A 22,155-nucleotide genomic window follows, 5' to 3' on the forward strand; every position below is an offset into this window, starting at 1 on the left:
AGCAGGAAGGAACAGAATGACAGATGAAACAGTAAAATCACTGGCAGAAGAGATTCAGACACCGGTTGAACGTTTGGTACAGCAGTTTGCTGATGCCGGTATTAAGAAGACCGTCTCTGATTCTGTCTCCCAAAAAGAGAAAGAAACCTTACTGGCTTGGTTGAATCGTGATAAAGACGTATCAACCAACCAACCAGAAAAATTAACGTTACAACGCAAAGTGCGCAGTACGTTAAGTGTTCCTGGTACAGGTGGCAAAAGTAAATCAGTAGCCATCGAAGTCCGCAAAAAACGCACTTATGTGAACCGTGACGCCGTTGAAAAAGCGCAAGCGGATGAGCAAGCTCAGCGTGAAGCGGAAGAAAAGGCGCATCGCGAAGCCGAAGAAAAAGCCCAGCGCGAAGCACAAGAGAAAGCACAGCGCGAAGCTGAAGAAAAAGCAAAACGTGAAGCTGAAAAGGCAAAGAAAGACGCCGAAGAAAAAGCGAAACGTGAAGCTGAAGAAGCAAAACGTGAAGCAGCGGAATTAGCTAAGCGCGAAGCAGCGGAAAAAGATAAAGTGAAACAAAACGATAAACCAAAAGCTGATAAAGCAGCAGATCAGGAAAAAGCACGTCGCAATGCTGAACAGGCTGAACTGAAGCGTAAAACGGAAGAAACACAGCGCCGTAAAGCGGAAGAAGAAGCTCGAATTGCAGCAGAAAAAGCACGTCGTTTAGCTGAAGAAAATGCTGAAAAATGGACTGCTGAACCTAAAGCACCAGAAACTGAAGGCTCAGACTATCATGTAACAACATCACGTTATGCTCGTGATGCAGAAGATGAAAGTGATGCTGAAGTTGAAGGTGGCCGCGGTCGTGGTCGCAACGCTAAGGCTCCTCGTCCTAAGAAAAACAACCGCCATTCTGAAAAAGCAGATCGTGAAGAAGCACGCGCTGCTGGCCGCACTAACAAGAAAGGTAAACGTAAAGGTAGCTCATTACAGCAAGGCTTCAATAAGCCAGCGGCTGTTGTAAACCGTGATGTTGTTATCGGTGAGACTATTTCTGTTGCTGAACTTGCTAACAAAATGGCAGTAAAAGGGTCTGAAGTTATCAAAACTATGATGAAAATGGGTGCTATGGCGACCATTAATCAGGTTTTAGACCAAGAAACTGCACAGCTTGTTGCTGAAGAAATGGGTCATAAAGTTATCTTACGTCGTGAAAACGAGTTAGAAGAACAAGTCATGAGCGATCGTGATACTGGCGAAGAAAGCGCAGTATCTCGTGCTCCTGTTGTGACTATCATGGGTCACGTTGACCACGGTAAAACATCATTACTGGACTACATTCGTTCAACGAAAGTAGCATCAGGCGAAGCGGGTGGTATTACCCAGCATATCGGTGCTTACCACGTTAAAACTGACAAAGGTGAAATCACCTTCCTTGATACTCCAGGTCACGCCGCGTTTACTTCAATGCGTGCTCGTGGTGCTCAGGTAACGGATATCGTTGTTCTGGTTGTTGCGGCAGATGATGGTGTAATGCCACAAACTATCGAAGCAATCCAACACGCAAAAGCGGCAAACGTACCTGTTGTTGTTGCAGTGAACAAAATTGATAAACACGAAGCTGATCCAGATCGCGTTAAAACTGAACTGTCTCAATATGGCATCCTGCCAGAAGAGTGGGGCGGCGAAACTCAGTTTATGCACGTATCTGCAAAACAAGGCTTAGGTATCGACGAACTGCTGGATGCTATTCTTTTACAAGCGGAAGTTCTTGAACTGAAAGCAGTTAAAGAAGGTATGGCAAGCGGTGTTGTTATCGAATCTTACCTTGATAAAGGTCGTGGTCCAGTTGCAACTATTCTTGTCCGTGAAGGTACACTGAATAAAGGCGACATCGTTCTGTGTGGCTTCGAATACGGTCGTATTCGTGCGATGCGTAACGAATTAGGTCAAGACGTTCAATCTGCTGGCCCATCAATGCCAGTTGAGATTTTAGGTCTGTCTAACGTTCCTTCTGCAGGTGATGAAGCAACGGTTGTTCGTGACGAGAAGAAAGCGCGTGAAGTTGCATTATACCGTCAAGGTAAATTCCGCGATGTTAAACTGGCTCGTCAGCAGAAATCTAAACTGGAAAACATGTTCGCTAACATGGAAGAAGGTAAAACTTCTGAACTGAACATCGTTCTGAAAACAGACGTTCAAGGTACTTGTGAAGCGATCACTGATGCTTTAGTTAAACTGTCTACTAATGAAGTTAAACTGAAAATCATCGGTTCAGGCGTAGGTGGTATCACTGAAACTGACGCAACATTAGCAGCGGCTTCTAACGCAATCATTCTTGGCTTTAACGTTCGTGCCGATGCATCTGCTCGCCGTATCATTGAACAAGAAAGCGTTGATTTACGTTACTACTCCGTTATCTATAGCCTGATTGACGAAATCAAACTGGCAATGAGCGGTATGTTGGCACCTGAATATAAACAAGAAATCATGGGTCTTGCAGAAGTCCGTGATGTGTTTAAATCACCTAAATTTGGCGCGATTGCGGGCTGTATGGTGGTTGAAGGTAACATCAAACGTAATAACCCAATTCGTGTTCTACGTGATAACGTGGTTATCTATGAAGGCGAACTGGAGTCACTGCGTCGCTTTAAAGATGACGTCAACGAAGTACGTAACGGCATGGAATGTGGTATCGGTGTGAAAAACTACAACGATGTCCGTGTTGGCGACATGATTGAAGTCTTCCAAGTTATCGAAATCAAACGTTCTATTGATTAATTTAGTCCGTTTTGTTTTAAAAGGGAGCTTAATGGCTCCCTTCTTATTCCTGTCTTTGCTGTATTCTCCTCTTATTTCCTCTCCATTTTTCAACATAACCGAAATAGATTGCCTTTCAGTAATTTATGAAAGTGAAATAACAGGGTAAAATAGCACCAAAGAAACATTTTATTTCTAAAGAAAGAAATCAGAGAAAGCGGTTGTTAAATATCACTTCATGTATACTCTTTAGATATCATTGATTTTAGATTTGAATTAATAATGACAATCAGGGCGATACCCTATTGTCAGGGAGAGATAAAATGGCAAGAGATTTTAGCCGTAGTCAGCGTGTTTCTCAGGAAATGCAAAAAGAAATCGCTATCATTTTACAACGCGAAGTCAAAGATCCACGTATTGGAATGGCAACGGTTTCTGGCGTTGAAATTTCTCGTGATTTGGCTTATGCCAAAGTATTTGTCACCTTTTTAAACTTATCAGGTGGTGAAAAAAGCGAAGAAGAGATGGTTGCAGATGGTTTAACTGCACTTAATGAAGCCGCTGGTTTTATTCGTTCTTTATTAGGTAAAGCGATGCGTTTACGTATTGTGCCTGAACTGACATTTGCTTATGACAACTCATTAGTTGAAGGTATGCGTATGTCTAACTTAGTTTCTAACGTCGTTAAAAGCGATGAAGAGCGTCGTCATAAAGAGGATAAATAATGGGGCGTCGTCGTAAGGGGCGTGAGATTAACGGCGTATTGCTACTCGATAAACCCCAAGATATTTCCTCTAACGATGCACTCCAAAAAGTCCGCCGTATGTTTAATGCCAGTAAGGCAGGGCATACTGGGGCATTGGATCCTTTAGCAACAGGTATGCTCCCTATTTGTTTAGGTGAAGCAACAAAATTTTCACAGTTTCTATTGGATTCTGATAAGCGTTATCGTGTTATTGCACGTTTAGGGCAACGAACAGATACCTCTGATGCACATGGTGAGGTTATTCAAGAGCGCCCAGTACAATTTACACAACAGGCTTTAGATGATGCCTTAGATAGTTTTCGCGGCGAAACATTGCAAGTCCCTTCAATGTACTCTGCTTTAAAACATCAAGGTAAACCGCTTTACGAATATGCCCGACAAGGTATTGAAGTTGAGCGTGAAGCAAGACCTATCACGGTTTATGAACTTCAGTTTATTCGCTGGGAAGGTGATGAGCTAGAGCTAGAAATTCATTGTTCTAAAGGTACTTACATTCGAACAATTATTGATGATCTTGGTGAGAAATTACAATGTGGCGCTCACGTTATTTTCTTACGTCGATTAGAAGTCGCAGATTATCCTAAAGAACGAATGGTAACGTTAGCGCAATTAAGCGCGATGATAGAGAATGCACAAACTGCGCAAGAAGATCCTTTCTTAGCGCTTGATGCACTGTTATTGCCTATGGATACCGCTGTTGCACATTTTCCTGTTGTGAATTTGACCACAATTATTGCGAGTTATCTCAAGTTGGGGCAGCCTGTTCGTGTTAATCATGACATTAATGAAGGCGAATGGGTAAGAGTAACTGAAGGCGATGAAAAAAAATTCATTGGCCTTGCTATCATTAAAGATGGCCTCGTTGCTCCGAAAAGAGTGGTTGTGGACTATAGCGCACAAGATAACACTTAATAGCAATCTTGCGCTAAAAGTGTTTGAAGCGTAGAATAATGCGGCTATCTGTTTAGGTGGCTGAGTTGGATAGCTGAATTAGAGATTGGCTATCTGAAAATTTTACTTAATTTGGAGTTTATTATGTCTCTAAGTACTGAAGCGAAAGCACAAATCGTTGCTGAATTTGGTCGTGATGCTAACGATACTGGCTCAAGCGAAGTTCAGATTGCACTGCTGACTGCAGAAATCAACCACCTGCAAGGTCACTTTTCAGAGCACAAAAAAGATCACCACAGCCGTCGTGGTCTGCTGCGTAAAGTTTCCAGCCGTCGTAATCTGCTGGACTACCTGAAACGTAAAGATGTTGCTCGTTACTCTGCACTGATTGAACGTTTAGGTCTGCGTCGCTAATCAAGCGAGTTTCAGTGGAAAGGGGCCTGTTGGCCCCTTTTCTACTAGAAAGTGCTATTTTTAATATTAGTCGTTATGTTTTAATGTGGTGATTGTTATTTAGTCTCTCTAGTTACGACAATTCGCGCGGCTAATGAAAGTATTTATCACTCAATGGTCAATATTTTCATTAGTCGCGAGGGGACGTAGCGGAGAAAAGATCATTCATCGTCGCTAAACATCTGGCGACAATAAGATAAAGGATATTATTTTGCTGAATCCTACAGTTCGTAAATTTCAATACGGTCAACATACTGTTACGTTAGAAACAGGTATGATGGCTCGTCAAGCAACAGCCGCTGTTATGGTTGACATGGACGGCACTGCTGTTTTTGTTACCGTTGTTGCTAAGAAAAAAGTTAAAGCTGGACAAGATTTCTTCCCATTAACAGTTAACTACCAAGAGCGTTCATACGCTGCTGGTCGTATCCCAGGTAGCTTCTTCCGCCGTGAAGGTCGTCCTGGTGAAGGCGAAACGTTAATTGCACGTTTAATTGACCGCCCTTTACGTCCATTATTCCCAGAAGGTTTCTTAAACGAAATTCAAATCGTTGCTACCGTTGTTTCAGTTAACCCACAAGTTAACCCAGATATCGTTGCAATGATTGGTGCTTCTGCGGTATTAGCGCTGTCAGGTGTTCCATTCAATGGTCCTATCGGTGGCGCTCGTGTTGGTTTTATCGATGGACAATATGTTCTAAACCCAACTGTTGATGAGCTGAAAGTTAGCAAATTAGACTTAGTGGTTGCTGGTACTGCAGGCGCGGTACTGATGGTAGAATCAGAAGCTGATTTATTATCAGAAGAAGAAATGTTAGGTGCAGTCGTATTTGGTCATGATCAACAACAAGTTGTGATCGAAAACATCAATGCATTAGTTGCAGAAGTGGGTAAAGAAAAATGGGATTGGGCGCCAGAAGCTATCAACCAAACTTTACATGACCGTATTGCACAACTAGCACAAGCTCGTATTGGTGATGCTTACCGTATCACTGAGAAACAAGAGCGTTATGAACAAATCGAAGCAATCCGTGATGAAGTTATCGCAACGTTAGTTGCTGAAGATGAAACTTTAGATGAAGCTGAAATCAGCGAAATCTTCTCAGGTCTTGAGAAAAACATCGTTCGTGCTCGCGTATTAGCTGGCGAACCACGTATTGATGGTCGTGAAAAAGACATGGTACGTGCATTAGACATTCGCACTGGCTTATTACCACGCACTCACGGTTCAGCACTGTTTACTCGTGGTGAAACTCAGGCTCTGGTAACTGCAACATTAGGTACTGCGCGTGATGCTCAAACTATCGATGACATCATGGGCGAGCACACTGATACATTCTTACTGCACTATAACTTCCCTCCATACTCTGTTGGTGAAACAGGCATGATGGGTTCACCAAAACGTCGCGAAATCGGTCATGGCCGTTTAGCAAAACGTGGTGTGTTAGCAGTAATGCCAACAATTGAAGAATTCCCATATACCGTTCGTGTGGTTTCTGAAATCACCGAATCAAATGGTTCATCTTCAATGGCATCTGTTTGTGGTGCTTCTTTAGCGCTGATGGATGCAGGTGTACCAATTAAAGAATCTGTTGCAGGTATTGCAATGGGCTTAGTGAAAGAAGGCGACAACTTTGTTGTTCTTTCTGATATTCTGGGTGATGAAGACCATTTAGGCGATATGGACTTTAAAGTTGCGGGTAGCCGTAACGGTGTCAGCGCATTACAAATGGATATCAAAATCGAAGGTATCACTCGCGAAATCATGCAAGTTGCATTAAACCAAGCGAAAAGCGCACGTCTACACATTTTAGGCGTAATGGAAGATGCAATTAGCCAACCTCGTGCTGATATTTCTGAATTCGCACCGCGCATTCACACTATCAAAATTAATCCAGACAAAATCAAAGACGTTATCGGTAAAGGCGGTTCTGTTATCCGTGCATTAACGGAAGAAACTGGCACAACTATCGAAATCGAAGATGATGGTACCGTGAAGATTGCTGCAACAAGTGGCGATCAAGCAAAACAAGCTATCGCACGTATCGAAGAGATTACTGCTGAAGTTGAAGTGGGTCGTATCTACAACGGTAAAGTAACTCGTATCGTTGATTTCGGCGCATTCGTTGCTATCGGTGGCGGCAAAGAAGGTCTGGTTCATATTTCTCAAATCGCAGACAAACGCGTTGAGAAAGTGAGTGACTACTTGGAAATGGGTCAAGAAGTTCCAGTTAAAGTATTGGAAATTGACCGTCAAGGCCGTATTCGCTTAAGCATGAAAGAAGCTCAAGCTAATCAGCAGGAAGCAACAGAAACTTCTTCTGAAGATTCTGCGAATTAATGATATTCTACTACCGATAACTAGACATAGGTATCGGTAGAGACTTATTATGATTGACAAGTAGGACGTCTAGAACGCTTTTTGTTGAAAGGTCTGACTTTGGGAGTGAGAAATGAAAACATTTCTGCGCAGTTGTTCTATTGCTGTTTTCATCTTTATTTCCGGATGCAGCACTAGTCCAGAGTGGCGTAAGAATGCGATTTTTGCTACACCATTGCAGCCTTCTTTACAACAAGAAGTGATATTGGCTCGTATAGAACAAATCCTAGCGAGCCGTTCATTAACCGAAGATGAATACGCACAGCTTTTATATGAGCGTGGTGTGCTGTATGATAGCCTCGGTTTACGAGCTTTAGCGCGTAATGATTTTTCAATGGCGCTATCAATTCGACCAGATATGCTAGAAATTTTTAATTTTCTAGGTATCTATTTTACGCAAGCAGCGAATTACGATGCTGCTTATGAAGCGTTTGATTCTGTTTTAGAGCTTGATCCAACTTACAATAATGCGCGTTTTAATCGTGGTATCGCGTTGTACTACGGTGGCCGATTGAAATTGGCGCAGGATGATCTGCAGGCGTTTTATCAGGTCGATCCAAATGATCCCATTCGTTCGCTTTGGTTATATCTTGTAGAAAAAGAGATAAACACTGATTTGGCTAAACAGCAGCTAAAACAGCGATACCAGCAAGCGAATAAAACGGGGCAATGGGGATGGAATATAGTTGAGTTTTATTTAGGCGATATTAATGAAAAAACATTAATGTTGAAACTAAATGAGGCTTCAACCGATAACACTTCGCTCGCTGAGCATCTTAGTGAAACTAACTTCTATTTAGGTAAGTATTACCTAAGTCTGGGGGACATGGATAGCGCTGAAGCGTTATTCAAGCTGACGGTTGCCAACAACGCACATAACTTTGTTGAGCACCGCTACGCATTGTTGGAATTAGCACTGTTAGGCCAACAAGAAGACCTAGCGGAATCGGACCAGCAATAGCTGACGAACATTTCTCTGATCAGTTTGAAAGCCATCATCTACATAGGATGAGGGCTTGTTTGTTCGTTTAATAATATAATTTGAGCCAGTTCACATTTTAGATGATAAAGACCGACAAACCATGCGGTATGTTATGTCAACTGGCTGCCATAATGAATGAGGCACAGTGACATGACTACTGAAACCGATATGACTTTTGCTGATCTAGGTTTATCAGCACCTATTTTGACTGCACTGAATGACTTAGGCTACGAGAAGCCTTCTCCAATTCAGCAACAATGTATTCCTTTCCTTTTAAACGGCAATGACGTTTTAGGTATGGCACAAACAGGTAGTGGTAAAACTGCTGCATTTAGCCTGCCATTATTACACAATCTTGATGAATCATTAAAAGCACCACAAATTTTAGTTTTAGCACCTACTCGTGAACTTGCAGTTCAGGTTGCTGAAGCTATTGAAGATTTTTCTAAGCATTTACCAAAAGTAAATGTTGTTGCACTGTATGGTGGTCAGCGTTACGACGTTCAATTACGTGCTTTACGTCAAGGTCCACAAGTTGTTGTGGGTACACCAGGTCGTTTATTAGACCATTTAAACCGTGGCACATTAGATTTATCTAAACTGAAAGGCTTAGTATTAGATGAAGCTGATGAAATGTTACGTATGGGCTTTATTGAAGATGTTGAAAACATTTTAAGTAAGATCCCAGCAGAACACCAAACTGCACTGTTCTCTGCAACAATGCCAGAAGCTATTCGTCGTATTACTCGTCGTTTTATGAACGATCCGAAAGAAGTACGTATTCAAAGTAGCGTAACAACACGTCCAGACATTAGCCAAAGCTATTGGATGACATTTGGCGCACGTAAAAACGAAGCGTTAATTCGTTTCTTAGAAGCTGAAGATTTTGATGCGGCAATTATTTTCGTTCGTACTAAAAACGCAACATTAGAAGTTGCTGAAGCTTTAGAACGTAATGGTTATAACAGCGCGGCGTTAAACGGTGATATGAACCAATCACTGCGTGAGCAAACATTAGAGCGTCTGAAAAATGGTCGTTTAGACATTTTAATCGCGACTGACGTTGCTGCTCGTGGTCTTGACGTTGACCGTATTAGCCTAGTTGTGAACTATGATATCCCAATGGATTCAGAATCTTACGTTCACCGTATTGGTCGTACAGGCCGTGCGGGTCGTGCGGGTCGTGCAATTTTATTCGTTGATAACCGTGAGCGTCGTTTACTGCGCAATATCGAACGTACAATGAAGATGACTATTCCTGAAGTAGAACTGCCAAATGCAGAGCTTATCAGCCAACGCCGTCAGGAAAAATTTGCACAGCAAATCGCACAACAATTAGAAACAAGCAACCTTGACCAATATCGCGCTCTATTACCAAAACTTGCTCCACAAGGTGAAGAAGCGTTAGATATGGAAACACTGGCTGCGGTATTACTGAAAATGGCTCAAGGTGAGCGTGCGCTTATCCTGCCACCAGATCCAGTTCGTCGCCCTCGTCGCGAATTTAACGATCGTGACGATCGTCGTGGTGATGATCGCCGTCGCGGTGATAACGATCGTGAGCGTTCTCCTCGTCGTGAACGTCGTGATGCTGGCGAAATGGATTTATACCGTATCGAAGTGGGTCGTGATGATGGTGTTGAAGTACGTCATATCGTTGGTGCGATTGCTAACGAAGGCGATATCAGCAGCCGTTACATTGGTAATATCAAACTGTATGGTTCTCACTCAACCATCGAATTACCAAAAGGTATGCCAACAGATTTATTAAGCCATTTCACGCGTACGCGTATTATGAACAAACCACTAAATATGCAATTAGTGGGTGATGCTCAATCTCAGCCTTTCCGTGAGCGTCGTAATAACAGCCGTCGTGATGGTCAGCCACAAGGTGGCCGCCGCTTTAACAATGGTGATCAACCACAACGTCGTGGTAATAACGACCGCGGTGGTGAGCGTAGCAACGATCGTGGTGGCGAGCGCGGTAACTTCCGTGGTCGTAACAACGAAGGTACACCTCGTCGTCGTAGCAGCTCTCATAACCAATAAGAGTTGGTAATTAACTTAATTTTAAATTGAGTTGATGACAAAAAATAAAAACCAGTCAACGTAAGTTGGCTGGTTTTTTTTATCTCTATTTCTAAACCAAACTACAATAGCCTTGCAATTGATAGAGATAGACTTTAAAAAAAATCAATTCCATACATTAAAAATTCAATATAACATATTGATAATAAGTTGTTTTTTCATTTAATTACAATAATATGCCAAAAATTTGGTTTTAATTGGATTATGAAGTAATAATTAATAGGAAGGGCGAAAATCAATGTAATAACCTTAGCTAAGAGGAAAAGGTGATGTCTAAAAATTTAACAATTATTGGTGGTGGTGTGATTGGTAGGGCTTGGGCTATTCGTTTTTTACAAGGTGGATGGAATGTCACTATTACTGATACTCAAGATTTAAGCCAAATGCTACATGATGAATTTAATGGAAAGGTTAAATTTACAACAGATCTAAAAAAAGCGGTACTTAATGCGGATTATGTTCAAGAAAATGGTCCTGAACGCCTATCAATAAAGCAAGAAATATTCAAGACAATCGCGGAAACCGCACCATCACATGCTATTTTTGCATCATCAAGCTCAAGTATTATGGCATCAAAAATTGCAGAAGGTAATCCTGCAGCAGATCGTATTTTGATTGGGCATCCGTTTAATCCAGCGAATATTATGCCATTAGTGGAGGTGGTTCCTAGCCCAGACACTAGCGATAATTCTATCAATAAAGCCATGGAGATTTACACTGCTCTTGGATATGAGCCTGTTTTAATTCGAAAAGAGATTGGTGGTTTTGTTGGTAATCGATTACAAATAGCTTTTTTGAACGAGTGCCGTTATTTAGTTGAACAAGGTGTTATTACAGTTGGTGATTTAGATAAACTGGTATTAAATTCTTTAGGGCTTCGCTGGTCTACGGTTGGTCCATTTGAAGCACAACATCTTGGTGGTGGTCCTGAAGGTATTCGACACCTTTTTGAAGGTGTAGGTGCAGGGTTAGATATAAAATTGGGAGCCCCTGATCCTAAAAAGCAAGGCGATATTATTGCTGAAGTAGAGAAAACCTATGGCACAGGTGAAAAAAATTGGAAAGAAAGATCAGAACATCGAGATAAATTAGCATTAGAAATCATAAATTTACGCAAAGAAAAATAATGTTTATATTCTATAAAATAGAATAAAGGCAATAATAGTCAATAAGAATGATGTTGATTTTAGATTTTTAGTCTGTTATTAACTTTTCCTTTTTCAGGAAAAGTTAATAACTATTTATTTTAAATGCCGTACTAATTAGTCTGCATCTTTTCCTTTATATTTATTATAAAAATCATCACCACAAACAACTTTTATAAAATCACTGCTTCCGGTAAAGATAGATAATGGTCGGCTTTTATCAATATAAAGGAAATTCTTTTTGTCTTTATCTTCTGATTTTATCTGGCCATCGATAACTCTTGCAGAATCATAATTAACACAATAGCCTACAGTATTATTTTTACTTGTATCTTTTACAGTAACAATTTTATTGTAAGTAAATTTATAACCCTGATTTTCTTTCTCTAATTCTTGTTTTGATTTTTCTGTAACAGTAAATGCAGAGCCAACATGGTTTATTGCATTGACATACTCTGAATCCATTTTATCTTGTACAAATTTTTGGTCTGATGAATTGGCGGCTTCGTATTTAATACCGTTCTTTTTAAGATTAGCGCCATAATCGTTCCATTCATCAACCTCAGATGAATATGAGCTAAGATTGGTGACTATTTTAGTGAATTTTTCAAAGGAGTTTTCAGATCCTGAATTACAGCCAGATAAAACTAAGGCTGCGATACCAATCAAAAATATATTCTTTTTCATTTTTCCACCTATATTACAAAATATTTTAATTTAACTCTAAAAAACAAATGCTCTTAAAAATACTATTAAGGTAACTTTTATATTTTATACTAAATAATGCATTTAAAAGATAAATTAAGATTAATCACTATAATAGGTATTAACGTTGTTAGTCATACCAGATTATATAGAATATTTAAGTATATTTACTTGTTTTGTGTTTTTTTATTAACACTAAATAATCAAATTGAAAGATATGATAATAAAAAAATAAATATCAATAATGGGTGAAAATAACCCTAACTTATAGATTTATTTATTAATTCAATGACTTCTGCATCTATAAGAGGATGTTGTTTTTCACTAATAGCTATTTTCTTATATTTTCCATTAAACCCGCTCATAATAACTTCATGAAATAAGCGATTTTCAACCATGGATAATCCACCTTCTGTTTGTTCCAAAGGATGGATAACGACATCTCTTTTTCTATAAAAAAATGAATATGGATTAATACCTAGCTCTTTGAGCGCAAAGGAAAGCGCTTCAATAGCTTGATAAAAATCACCAATTAACATGCGACTATGAGAAAAGTTACGTTCTACTGATACTTCTTTTAGTGTGTGAATATCGCGGATTTCAATGCGATTTTTATAAACTTTAATATAAATAGGTTCCATCCTATTCTTCTCCTTTATAATAAATTAGCTTAAACCAATCGCTTCTTTTAATGGTTTTAAATATCGACGGCTGACAGGGATTTGGCTGTTATTGTGTAAGATTAACTCTGCTTGCCCATTATCACCAAAAACAATCTCATTAACATAATCCATATTAACTAAATATTGACGATGACAACGGACTAGTTGTGTCCGCGTTTCTAATGTACGTAGTGTTAATTCTGTAAAACCTTCTTGGCCTTGATTATTGGTTACATAAACACCGCTGAGTCTTGATGTGGCAAAAATTGCCTCATCAATGGGCATTAACCAAATACGGCTATGACCTGTACAAGGAATACACTTTAAACGCTCTTCTGGTGGGGATAATAAATCAATATTCTGTTTATTACCTTGGCGTAAACGGTTTAATGTTTTAGTCAGGCGCTCTTGCTCTAAAGGTTTGAGTAGATAATCAAAGGCGTGCTCTTCAAATGCCTGAATTGCATACTCTTCAAATGCAGTTAAAAAGACGATATAAGGGCGATGTTCAGGATCTAACATTGTGACCATTTCAAGCCCTGTAATGCGTGGCATTTGAATATCCAGAAAGACAACATCGGGCTTTTTACGGTGTATCTCTCCTATGGCTTCAATGGCATTACTGCATTCACCAACAATATGAATATCTTTTTCGACTTCAAGTAAACAACGTAAATTTTCACGAGCCAACGGCTCATCATCAACGATTAATATATTCATTGTTATACAGTGTTATCCATACTTTTCTCTAGAGGTAAGCAAATTTTTACCTTTGTATATTCATCAGCTTGGCATTCCACTAAAACACCATAAAGTTCGCCATAGCGTAATTTTAATCGCTTATCCACCAGCCTCATTCCTAACCCTAATTCATGTGAAGAGCATTGAGGTTGATAAAGCCCCGCATTATCACTGATTTCAATAATGATTAAATGATGCTCTTGGTGCGCTCTAATTGTAATCTTTCCTGTATCTAATAACTGTGACGTTCCATGTTTAATTGCATTTTCGACCATTGGTTGTAGTGAAAAAGCAGGTAGGCGAGCATTAGCTAGGCTTTCAGGAATTTGAATATCAATTTGTAAACGTTCCTGAAAACGAGCTTTTTCGATTTGCAAATATGCATTCACATGCTCAATCTCATCACTTAATGTCACAACAGCTTCAGGTCTTTTTAAATTTTTACGAAAGAAAGCAGAGAGAAATTGCACTAATTGTTTTGCTTGTTCGCTATCACGTCGAATAACCGCTTGTAGTGTATTTAATGCATTAAAAAGAAAGTGAGGATTCACTTGCGCATGGAGAAGTTTAATCTCTGATTCTAAAAGAGATTGTTTATTTCGCTCGTATTGCCCAGCTAGAATTTGTGCAGATAATAGACTGGCAATCCCTTCACCTAAGGTTCGGTTAATCGAACTAAATAGACGATTTTTAGCCTCATAAAGTTTTATTGTGCCAATGACTTGGTTATTTTCGCCTCTTAATGGAATAACTAAGGTTGAGCCAAGTTTGCAATGGGGTGAAAGCGTACAACGGTAAGGTGTTTCATTGCCATCAGCGTAAACAACTTCATTATTATTGATGGCTTGCTTGGATTGTTCTGATGAAATAGGTGTACCCGGCAAATGATGATCAGCACCAATACCAATAAAGGCGAGGAGTTTTTCTCTGTCTGTAATGGCAACAGCACTGACTCTTAATTCTTGATAAATGACTTTTGCTACACGAGTGCTATTATCTTGATTAAATCCTTTACGCAAAATACCTTCGGTACAAACGGCAATTTTTAATGCTTGGGTTGAGAATGCACTGGTATATTTTTCAAATATTGCCCGTCTATCTTGTAATATTCGAATAAACATCGCCGCACCAACGGTATTTGCGACAATCATTGGCGCTGCAATATCTTTTACTAAGGCAAGCGCTTCATTAAATGGGCGAGCTAATAATAAGATGATGCTCATCTGTATTATTTCAGCAAAGAAGGTAACGGCAGCAGCGGTCCATGGATTAAATATGCGGTGCATTTGCCCGTGCTTGACGTAATAACGGTGAACTAATCCGCCAATTAATCCCTCTACAATGGTAGACACCATACAGCTAAATGCAGTCATGCCACCAAGTGAATAGCGGTGTAGACCTCCCGTAAAACCAACGAGAAAGCCGACGTAAGGACCACCTAGTAATCCACCTAATACCGAACCAATGGCGCGTGTATTGGCAATAGAATCATTAATATGTAGCCCAAAATAGGTGCCCATAATACAAAAAATAGAGAAAATGACGTAGCACATCAACTTATGCGGAAGTTTTATCGTGACCTGTAAAAGTGGCGTAAATAAAGGTGTTTTGCTTAAAAACCAAGCAATAATTAAATAAACGCACATTTGCTGTAATAACAGCAAAATAAGATCAAATTCGTACATAAGTATTGAGTACCGTTCTCTTTTTTATCTGATAAATATAAAAATACCAGATAAAACAGGGCTATTAATGAGGCGATAAAGTTTGATATAAGAATAACTTAATCGCACTTTCAAAGAAAATATTCCTTTGCGTCAGTGATCTGGCGCACAAAATTCTTAAAGAAATTCTGAGTTATTGTGTAATATAACTCTGTCAGTGAGTGTTCTACTTCACTATTAAGGTCTAATCGTTATATGAAAAAAAGAGCCATTTATCTTATTTTATTAATGCTAATACTAATTGCATTAGCCATACTTTTCCGCGCGCATAATCAATATTTATTACTGCAAGGCGAAGTAGACGCACCGGAAGTTATTGTCGCCTCTAAAGCCAAAGGTCGTGTGATTGAGCGTCATATAGAGCGTGGTGATGATGTAAAAGCGGGGCAATTGATGATCACATTAGAAAGCCCTGAACTTAACGCACAAGTTGCCGCACTTGAAGCCGCTAAAGCACAAGCTCAAGCACAACTAGACTTGTCATTACATGGCACAAGAGAAGAGAGCATTCGTAACCTAGAAGCCGTGCTATCTCAAGCCAAAGTGGAAGCTGCAAATGCGACAAGAGATTATCAGCGTATCAGTGCTGTAGCGAATAAAGGCTATGTATCAGCGACAGAACTGGATAATGCACGCCGTAGCCGAGATGTCGCTTCACAACGTGTAAGAGCTGCGCAAGCGGAGCTTGATGAAGCCCAAAATGGCGATCGTATTGAATTACGCCACAAATATACAGCGGCGGTGCAACAAGCAGAACAGCAATTAATTGAGCTGAAAATTCAGCAAGATGACTTACAGGTGAAAGCGCCGGTGGATGGTGAAGTCGGTCCTATTCCTGCGGAAATTGGTGAGCTTTTTAATGCGAATAGCCCACTTGCCACACTGATCCGAATTCCTGATGCCTATTTTGTTTATAACCTTCGCGAAGATATCTTAGCGGATATTCGTAAAGGTGATCGCATTACTATCACTGTTCCCGCATTAGGCAATAAAGAAGTCGAAGCTGAAATTCGCTATATCGCTCCAATGGGCGACTATGCAACAAAAAGAGCAACAAGAGCAACGGGCGATTTCGATTTAAAAACATTTGAAATCCGACTGTATCCTGTTACGCCAATTGAAGGGTTACGCCCCGGTATGAGTGCATTATGGCGTTGGGATAAATAAGGACAAACAATGAGAGTAAAGGCAGCTTGGCGTGGCTTTAGTAGCGCATTTTCACGAGAAACTCATATGGCAGTCCGTAGCCCCGTTTTTCACTGGCTAAGCTGGCTGTTTCCATTGATGTTGTTCACGTTAATTAGTGCTAACTTTTCTGAAGGCACATTGCTGAACTTGCCTGTTTCTGTGATCAATAACGATAATAGCCCGTTATCGAGAACACTGATCAGAGACTTAAATGCAGGCTCTCATGCGCAATTAAATACGTTAGATGGTAATCCACGCACTGCAATGGAGCGATTAGGTAGCGCAAAAGATTATGCGATATTGACCATTCCTCGACACTTTGAAAGTAAGGTATTAGCAGGAAAACAGCCCACCACACGGATGTATTACAACGGGTTGTATTATGCTGCTGGGAGTTATGCAATACAGGATTTTAGTGGGCTTCTTGCAGAGCTTAATGCGCAATATCGCACTGTGTTAGCGCAAGAGATGAATAAACCTGTTCCTCCCTTGGCAAAAGTGACGCTCTCTTATGACAGTTTATTTAATGCCAGTGGCAGCTATATTTATTATCAGCAATTTGCCGCTACGATCCATATGCTCCAGCTATTTGTCGTGACCTGTACGATTTATTCGTTGTCGCGCGGTAATATGCTATTGAATATTAAGCCCTTCACATTTGCACTTATTGGAAAACTTACGCCTTACACACTGTTTTTCTTAACCTTATTAATTGTTGAATTAGCGGCATTAGTGCATTTTTCGGGGGCGAAAGTGAACGGTAACCCGCTATATATGGTATTAGTGGGGTTCTTCTATATCATTGCGGCTCAAAGTGTGGGATTGCTGCTCTTTGCGTTTACCAATAGTGCGATAACGGCATACAGTATGATAGGTATGTTGGTGAGTATTGCCTTGGCATTTTCAGGCATGGCTGTACCTGAACTTTCGATGATCTTACCTGCGCGGATTATTTCTAATTTAGAACCATTAACGCACGCCTTAAATGCGATGTTTGATATTTTCTTAAGAGAAGTATCACTACAAGGCATTTTATATGTTTGTTCACTCTTACTGATTTATCCTTTTGCTATCGCCTTCTTAGTTCGCAAACGTATTTTTAAACGATTGGAATTACAGGTAGGTGTCGCATGATGCAAATATACTTCCAAACCTTTAAGCGTGTTCTATTGGGTATGTTAGAAAAACCCATGTGGATGTTACTTATTGTTTCTCTATGCATTATGAGTTTAGTGTATGCCAAACCTGTTTTATGGGATTTGCCTGTGGCTGTGATTAATCAAGATCATAGCCCAGCAAGTTATTCACTTATTCGGTCATTAAACTCGACACCTAAATTAAGCATTAAAAACTACGATAATTTAGATGAAGCTCGTCACGATATGATTATGCGTGAGCTTTTTGCCATCATTATTATTCCAACTGATTTTGAGAAAAAATTATTAAATGGCAAAGATGTCACTGTGCCAGTCTTTGGTGATGCGACAAACCGTCTGGCTAGTGGGCAAATTCAACAAGAATTGATGTTGGCGTATCAGCAGTTATTAGATGCTTACAACGGACGTATTTTGAGAAATGCAGGTTTTAGTGTTGAGCAATCAAACATCCTATTAAAGCCTATTCAGGGTGAAACCATTGCGATGTATAACCCAGGGGTAAGTTTTGCTGCGATTATTTTCCCAGGGTTATTAGTGATGTTATTACAACACTCCCTTTTAATTGCTTGTGTCCGTGTCAGTATCGCGGTGAGAAGCACACCAAAAGGAAAACCTCCTTTGGCTGTGTATTTAGGGGCATTATCAGCACTTATTCCGATTTGGTTATTTTTATCTGCAGTATTCTTTGCATTGTGGCCGTGGGTATTGGGATATCGCCAAGAAGCACCGCTTTATCAGGTTTGGATGCTGACTTTCCCATTCTTATTGGCGGTCTTAGGGTTAGGTAAGTTAATTACAGAATGCTTACGCAGTGTTGAGATGATTTATCTGACACTGGCATTTGTGACTACACCTGTGTTTTATATTTCTGGCACGATTTGGCCACTACAAGCAATGCCTGACTGGGTCTTTGCCATTTCATCTGCATTACCTTCTACATGGGCAGTAAACGCCATGGCGGGAATTAACCAAATGGGGCTATCATTCCAAAGTATATTGGGTGATATCGTGATGATGCTCGTTTTAGGTGTGATTTATACCGTATTAGGTGTGCTGGTGGGGATGTTACGTAATGGTGAGCTAAGACATATTACGCATCAGTTTAAGCATTGGTTACATCATCGTGGAGAGTCAAAATAGGTTATATGATAAAATCATCAATAAATATTTAACTTAAAACTATCAATTAGGAATAGGCTCTACTATATGGAAATTGAAGAATTAGAATCGGGTTTTATTGAAATAAAATTATCAGAAGCCAATTATAACAAATTGATCTCATGGTTAGATAAATCAGCTAAGTAAAACATTGAAATCAAAATCACCTTGGGATAAGTGAATTCATCCACTCTATTATTGAATTAAATAGAGTGGATTAAACTCGCTACTCCACCAATTCCAATCCTGCCAGTTTACGCCAATAACCGTTACAGTCATGATGATGAATGGTTGTAATGGGGTGTTGACCTAGCTCATTTTGGCGAAATTGTTGCAAGGTATCAAAAATAGCGTCAGATTCAGGTGAGAGGCGAATAATATCCACTAAACCTGCCATTGATGTTTGATCGTTACCCAAGTTATAACAATAGCCACTTTGTGTTTGAATACCATTAAGAACAAATACTTGCTGATTTTCTTGTGAGAGCACTTCACGGCCTTGAGGGTATTTTTGGCAACAGGTTTCACAATCATCTTTAGAACGATTTTCAGAACGCGCAGTAAAACAGCGTGCGGAATAAGCTAAAGGAAGATGCCCATAAGCCAATACTTCAACTTCAAACTTATTGCGAATGCCTAATGTTTCACATTGATTTAAAAGATTATTTAACCACTCGCGAGAAAGCTCCACAGGCATACACCAACGCATCATGCCTTGCTTATGTAACAAACGTAGTGCATAAGCGTTGTAGCAGTTAAGCCCGTGACCGGCGACAAAAGGAAGATTGCGCTCGTAAAGCATATTAATTACGCCAAAATCATGGGCTTCAACTAAAAACTCGCCATTATCAACCAGCTTAGCAATTTCTTTCAATTCAGAAGGGGCTTGTAATAACGCTAAGGTAGAAAGAACCACTTGTTTGCCACTTTTGGCGACTTCTTTGGCGAGATTTATCCAATCTTGAGGCTTGGTTTCTCGGCGTTTGCTGCACACTGTTTCGCTTAAATAAATAATATCAGCGTCGCACTGTTTTGCTTTTTCGTAGAACGCTTCAAGTGTCTCTTTTTGCCAATAATAAAGTACAGATCCTAATGCATATTTCATTTTCGTATCCTTATTATTGCCATTTACGGTGATAAGCACCCAATGTTGTTTGTGTTCCTTCTGAAATCTTTCCTAGCGCGTTCATCCAACGTGGATTAGTGCTAAAACCTTGAGGATCTTTTTTGCATTGATCAATGGCTGCACGCCAAACTCTCGCCACTTCTGTCACATAGGCAGGGCTACGTTGACGACCTTCAATTTTAACTGACGCAATATTCATCGCCATTAATTCAGGTAAGAGTGAAAGAGTATTGAGGCTGGTCGGCTCTTCTAATGCGTGATAACAATTTTCATCAACAAAATAGCGACCTTTACACAGTGTTGGGTAGCCCACATTTTCATCAGGTGAATAGCGGTCTATCAAAACATCATTAAGGCGAGATTCCATTCCTTGCGGTGTTTGTTGCCAACGTACAAAACGCGCAGGAGAGCAAGCACCTACCGTATTTGGCGATTCACCTGTTAAATAGGAAGAGAGATAGCATCTACCTTCAGCCATAATACATAAACTGCCAAAGGCAAAAACTTCTAAAGGTACAGGGCTATTTTGTGCTAACTGTTTAACTTGATGAATAGATAGAACACGAGGAAGAACAATACGAGCCACATCAAAGTTACGTTGATAAAACTCAATCGCTTGTGTATTGGTTGCTGAGGCTTGTACTGAAACATGACGTTCAATATGAGGATAACGCTCTGCAGCGTACTCTAACATGGCGATATCCGCTAAGATAAGAGCATCAGCGCCTAAAGATGCCGCCATATCAACGGCTTTTTGCCAGCGTTCAAATCCATCAGGGTGAGCAAAGGTGTTTATTGCAATATGCAATTTTCGCTGGTGGCGATGAACATAATTAACCGCCTCTTGTAACTTCTTTTCTGTGAAATTTAAACCAGCAAAATGTCTTGCATTAGTATCATCTTTTAAGCCGATATAAACGGCATCCGCACCATTATCTATGGCCGCTTTTAAGGCAGGTAAATTACCCGCAGGGCACAGCAATTCCATCTTCACTTCCCTTTAGAAATTAAGAATGATCAGAAATTGTAATAAGCAAGATAAAAAAAGGTTTTGATTTAGGGCAGAGAACTTTGTCTTTTGCTTAAGTAAAATCAGAGAACACAAAATGTGAGCAACGGATTAACGGAATATTGATATAGGATCGCAGAATATCTGTTCATCTCTGGCACAATAGCCCCTAATTTTATTTATAGGAGTCCGAACGTGTTTAATAAAATTCGTACCCACTTGGTTAAAGAGGGGCCTCGTTTTTTACGTTATCCCTTACAAGTCACCCCATTTGCTCTGCAACGCGATATTTTAGAACAGTTTTTAAGCTGGCAATTTCGTGAATCTTTAGCGGAAGGCGATTTGCACTTTCTAGAAAATAAATGGCTAAAAGTTGAGATAAGAGACTTACATTTACAGTGGTTTATCAGTGTTCGTGATGATAAATTAGTGGTTAGTCGCTTAGAAAAAGAAGATGTCAGCTTTAGTGGAAATGCAAATGATCTTATTTTAATTGCTGCGCGCAAAGAAGATCCTGACACCTTATTTTTCCAACGTCGTCTACAAATTGAGGGTGATACAGAACTCGGGTTATATGTTAAGAACCTGATGGACGCAATTGAATTAGACTCAATGCCATCTGTGTTGCGTTTTGGTTTATTACAACTGGCTGAGTTTGTAAAAAGTGGGCTTCAAGAAGAAACCGAAGACACTCTACACAGCCATGAACTGAGCTCAACTTCATGCTAATACGTGTTGAAATTCCCGTTGATATTCCAGCTATTGATAACCTTTTACGTCAAGCGTTTCCTACAGGTGCAGAAGCTGATTTAGTGGGACATTTACGAGAAGAGGGACTGCTGACATTAGGTATGGTCGCAGTAGATGATGAAGGCCATGTTATGGGTTACATTGGCTTTACTCCGGTTGATGTTGATGGTGTAGATTGCCAGTGGGTAGGGCTTGCACCTCTTGCTGTTGCACCTGATTTCCAGCGCCAAGGTATTGGACGCCAACTGATTAATGAAGGATTAGATAGCCTAAATGAATTTGGTTATGGCGCTGTGGTGGTGTTAGGTGAGCCAGAGTACTATCAAAAGTCAGGCTTTATTCCTGCAAAATCACAAGGGTTACATTGCAAATGGCCTGACACAGAAGAGGCATTTCAGTTCTATGCTCTCGATAATGGTAATGTTGAAAATATTCATGGTTTAGTGAATTTTTCGCCATTATTTGATGAGGTTTAGTC

At 40.0% G+C, this 22,155-nt stretch carries 19 protein-coding genes; 13 read left to right on the forward strand and 6 right to left on the reverse strand.

Annotation, left to right across the window (positions count from 1 at the left end):
• Positions 1-16 precede the first annotated feature (16 nt).
• From infB to BTA34_RS00240, 8 genes are all read left to right on the forward strand, one after another.
• Positions 17-2,773, forward strand: a complete 2,757-nt coding sequence (gene infB, locus BTA34_RS00205) for a translation initiation factor IF-2 (protein ID WP_151434024.1) — start codon at positions 17-19, stop codon at positions 2,771-2,773.
• Between the two features lie 302 nt (positions 2,774-3,075).
• A complete protein-coding gene (rbfA, locus tag BTA34_RS00210; protein ID WP_099073997.1) occupies positions 3,076-3,477 on the forward strand; it encodes a 30S ribosome-binding factor RbfA in 402 nt (133 codons plus the stop codon).
• Positions 3,477-4,430 carry a tRNA pseudouridine(55) synthase TruB gene (gene truB, locus BTA34_RS00215; protein ID WP_109372678.1) on the forward strand — a complete coding sequence of 318 codons (954 nt, stop codon included), beginning with the start codon at positions 3,477-3,479 and terminating at the stop codon, positions 4,428-4,430. Before rbfA ends, truB begins: the two co-directional genes overlap by 1 nt.
• A 123-nt stretch (positions 4,431-4,553) precedes the next feature.
• A complete protein-coding gene (rpsO, locus tag BTA34_RS00220) occupies positions 4,554-4,823 on the forward strand; it encodes a 30S ribosomal protein S15 (protein WP_023583571.1) in 270 nt (89 codons plus the stop codon).
• 250 nt (positions 4,824-5,073) lie between these two features.
• Entirely contained in the window at positions 5,074-7,203 is a 2,130-nt protein-coding gene (gene pnp, locus BTA34_RS00225; RefSeq protein ID WP_151434025.1) for a polyribonucleotide nucleotidyltransferase, read from the forward strand.
• A gap of 112 nt (positions 7,204-7,315) precedes the next feature.
• Positions 7,316-8,203 (forward strand): lipoprotein NlpI, encoded by an 888-nt coding sequence (gene nlpI, locus BTA34_RS00230; protein WP_151434026.1) that lies wholly within the window; start codon positions 7,316-7,318, stop codon positions 8,201-8,203.
• Between the two features lie 171 nt (positions 8,204-8,374).
• The gene (locus BTA34_RS00235) at positions 8,375-10,273 is read left to right on the forward strand and encodes a DEAD/DEAH family ATP-dependent RNA helicase (RefSeq protein ID WP_151434027.1); all 1,899 of its coding nucleotides are present in this window, start codon (positions 8,375-8,377) and stop codon (positions 10,271-10,273) included.
• Between the two features lie 308 nt (positions 10,274-10,581).
• Positions 10,582-11,439 (forward strand): 3-hydroxyacyl-CoA dehydrogenase NAD-binding domain-containing protein, encoded by an 858-nt coding sequence (locus tag BTA34_RS00240; protein WP_151434028.1) that lies wholly within the window; start codon positions 10,582-10,584, stop codon positions 11,437-11,439.
• A 135-nt stretch (positions 11,440-11,574) separates the two neighbouring features.
• Here BTA34_RS00240 and BTA34_RS00245 read toward each other — a convergent pair whose 3' ends face one another.
• The 4 genes from BTA34_RS00245 to BTA34_RS00260 form a co-directional block, all read right to left on the reverse strand.
• Entirely contained in the window at positions 11,575-12,144 is a 570-nt protein-coding gene (locus BTA34_RS00245) for a hypothetical protein (RefSeq protein WP_151434029.1), read from the reverse strand.
• Between the two features lie 278 nt (positions 12,145-12,422).
• Positions 12,423-12,803: a YjaA family stress response protein gene (locus tag BTA34_RS00250; protein WP_151434030.1), complete on the reverse strand. Its 381-nt coding sequence runs from the start codon at positions 12,801-12,803 to the stop codon at positions 12,423-12,425.
• A 24-nt stretch (positions 12,804-12,827) separates the two neighbouring features.
• The gene (btsR, locus tag BTA34_RS00255; RefSeq protein WP_151434031.1) at positions 12,828-13,544 is read right to left on the reverse strand and encodes a two-component system response regulator BtsR; all 717 of its coding nucleotides are present in this window, start codon (positions 13,542-13,544) and stop codon (positions 12,828-12,830) included.
• 2 nt (positions 13,545-13,546) lie between these two features.
• Positions 13,547-15,250: a sensor histidine kinase gene (locus BTA34_RS00260; RefSeq protein ID WP_151434032.1), complete on the reverse strand. Its 1,704-nt coding sequence runs from the start codon at positions 15,248-15,250 to the stop codon at positions 13,547-13,549.
• A gap of 234 nt (positions 15,251-15,484) precedes the next feature.
• Here BTA34_RS00260 and BTA34_RS00265 point away from each other — a divergent pair, with 234 nt between their 5' ends.
• From BTA34_RS00265 to BTA34_RS00275, 3 genes are read left to right on the forward strand one after another with little or no spacing between them, the layout of a single operon-like run.
• Entirely contained in the window at positions 15,485-16,456 is a 972-nt protein-coding gene (locus BTA34_RS00265) for an HlyD family secretion protein (RefSeq protein ID WP_151434033.1), read from the forward strand.
• 9 nt (positions 16,457-16,465) lie between these two features.
• Positions 16,466-17,611 carry an ABC transporter permease gene (locus BTA34_RS00270; RefSeq protein ID WP_151434034.1) on the forward strand — a complete coding sequence of 382 codons (1,146 nt, stop codon included), beginning with the start codon at positions 16,466-16,468 and terminating at the stop codon, positions 17,609-17,611.
• Positions 17,611-18,774, forward strand: a complete 1,164-nt coding sequence (locus tag BTA34_RS00275) for an ABC transporter permease (RefSeq protein WP_151436704.1) — start codon at positions 17,611-17,613, stop codon at positions 18,772-18,774. The genes BTA34_RS00270 and BTA34_RS00275 overlap by 1 nt, the downstream gene beginning before the upstream one ends.
• A 244-nt stretch (positions 18,775-19,018) precedes the next feature.
• On the opposite strand, the gene BTA34_RS00280 is transcribed toward BTA34_RS00275, so the two are convergent.
• Both BTA34_RS00280 and ubiU read right to left on the reverse strand, forming a co-directional pair.
• Positions 19,019-19,897: a U32 family peptidase gene (locus BTA34_RS00280; RefSeq protein ID WP_151434035.1), complete on the reverse strand. Its 879-nt coding sequence runs from the start codon at positions 19,895-19,897 to the stop codon at positions 19,019-19,021.
• Between the two features lie 13 nt (positions 19,898-19,910).
• Complete coding sequence (gene ubiU, locus BTA34_RS00285; protein ID WP_151434036.1) at positions 19,911-20,906, reverse strand: ubiquinone anaerobic biosynthesis protein UbiU; 996 nt, start codon at positions 20,904-20,906, stop codon at positions 19,911-19,913.
• 216 nt (positions 20,907-21,122) lie between these two features.
• Between ubiU and ubiT the strand changes: the two genes are divergently transcribed.
• The gene (gene ubiT, locus BTA34_RS00290; RefSeq protein WP_151434037.1) at positions 21,123-21,656 is read left to right on the forward strand and encodes a ubiquinone anaerobic biosynthesis accessory factor UbiT; all 534 of its coding nucleotides are present in this window, start codon (positions 21,123-21,125) and stop codon (positions 21,654-21,656) included.
• Positions 21,650-22,153: a GNAT family N-acetyltransferase gene (locus BTA34_RS00295; protein ID WP_109372669.1), complete on the forward strand. Its 504-nt coding sequence runs from the start codon at positions 21,650-21,652 to the stop codon at positions 22,151-22,153. The genes ubiT and BTA34_RS00295 overlap by 7 nt, the downstream gene beginning before the upstream one ends.
• Positions 22,154-22,155: the final 2 nt, after the last annotated feature.

The sequence above is a fragment of the Proteus sp. CD3 genome (assembly GCF_008808075.1).
Taxonomy (GTDB): Bacteria; Pseudomonadota; Gammaproteobacteria; order Enterobacterales; family Enterobacteriaceae; genus Proteus; species Proteus appendicitidis.

Excerpts from the sequence above, each read along its gene's own strand:
- infB (WP_151434024.1), top strand. The coding sequence starts at position 17 with ATGACAGATGAAACAGTAAAATCACTGGCAGAAGAGATTCAGACACCG.
- rbfA (WP_099073997.1), top strand. The coding sequence starts at position 3,076 with ATGGCAAGAGATTTTAGCCGTAGTCAGCGTGTTTCTCAGGAAATGCAA.
- truB (WP_109372678.1), top strand. The coding sequence starts at position 3,477 with ATGGGGCGTCGTCGTAAGGGGCGTGAGATTAACGGCGTATTGCTACTC.
- rpsO (WP_023583571.1), top strand. The coding sequence starts at position 4,554 with ATGTCTCTAAGTACTGAAGCGAAAGCACAAATCGTTGCTGAATTTGGT.
- nlpI (WP_151434026.1), top strand. The coding sequence starts at position 7,316 with ATGAAAACATTTCTGCGCAGTTGTTCTATTGCTGTTTTCATCTTTATT.
- BTA34_RS00235 (WP_151434027.1), top strand. The coding sequence starts at position 8,375 with ATGACTACTGAAACCGATATGACTTTTGCTGATCTAGGTTTATCAGCA.
- BTA34_RS00240 (WP_151434028.1), top strand. The coding sequence starts at position 10,582 with ATGTCTAAAAATTTAACAATTATTGGTGGTGGTGTGATTGGTAGGGCT.
- BTA34_RS00245 (WP_151434029.1), bottom strand. The coding sequence starts at position 12,144 with ATGAAAAAGAATATATTTTTGATTGGTATCGCAGCCTTAGTTTTATCT.
- BTA34_RS00250 (WP_151434030.1), bottom strand. The coding sequence starts at position 12,803 with ATGGAACCTATTTATATTAAAGTTTATAAAAATCGCATTGAAATCCGC.
- btsR (WP_151434031.1), bottom strand. The coding sequence starts at position 13,544 with ATGAATATATTAATCGTTGATGATGAGCCGTTGGCTCGTGAAAATTTA.
- BTA34_RS00260 (WP_151434032.1), bottom strand. The coding sequence starts at position 15,250 with ATGTACGAATTTGATCTTATTTTGCTGTTATTACAGCAAATGTGCGTT.
- BTA34_RS00265 (WP_151434033.1), top strand. The coding sequence starts at position 15,485 with ATGAAAAAAAGAGCCATTTATCTTATTTTATTAATGCTAATACTAATT.
- BTA34_RS00270 (WP_151434034.1), top strand. The coding sequence starts at position 16,466 with ATGAGAGTAAAGGCAGCTTGGCGTGGCTTTAGTAGCGCATTTTCACGA.
- BTA34_RS00275 (WP_151436704.1), top strand. The coding sequence starts at position 17,611 with ATGCAAATATACTTCCAAACCTTTAAGCGTGTTCTATTGGGTATGTTA.
- BTA34_RS00280 (WP_151434035.1), bottom strand. The coding sequence starts at position 19,897 with ATGAAATATGCATTAGGATCTGTACTTTATTATTGGCAAAAAGAGACA.
- ubiU (WP_151434036.1), bottom strand. The coding sequence starts at position 20,906 with ATGGAATTGCTGTGCCCTGCGGGTAATTTACCTGCCTTAAAAGCGGCC.
- BTA34_RS00295 (WP_109372669.1), top strand. The coding sequence starts at position 21,650 with ATGCTAATACGTGTTGAAATTCCCGTTGATATTCCAGCTATTGATAAC.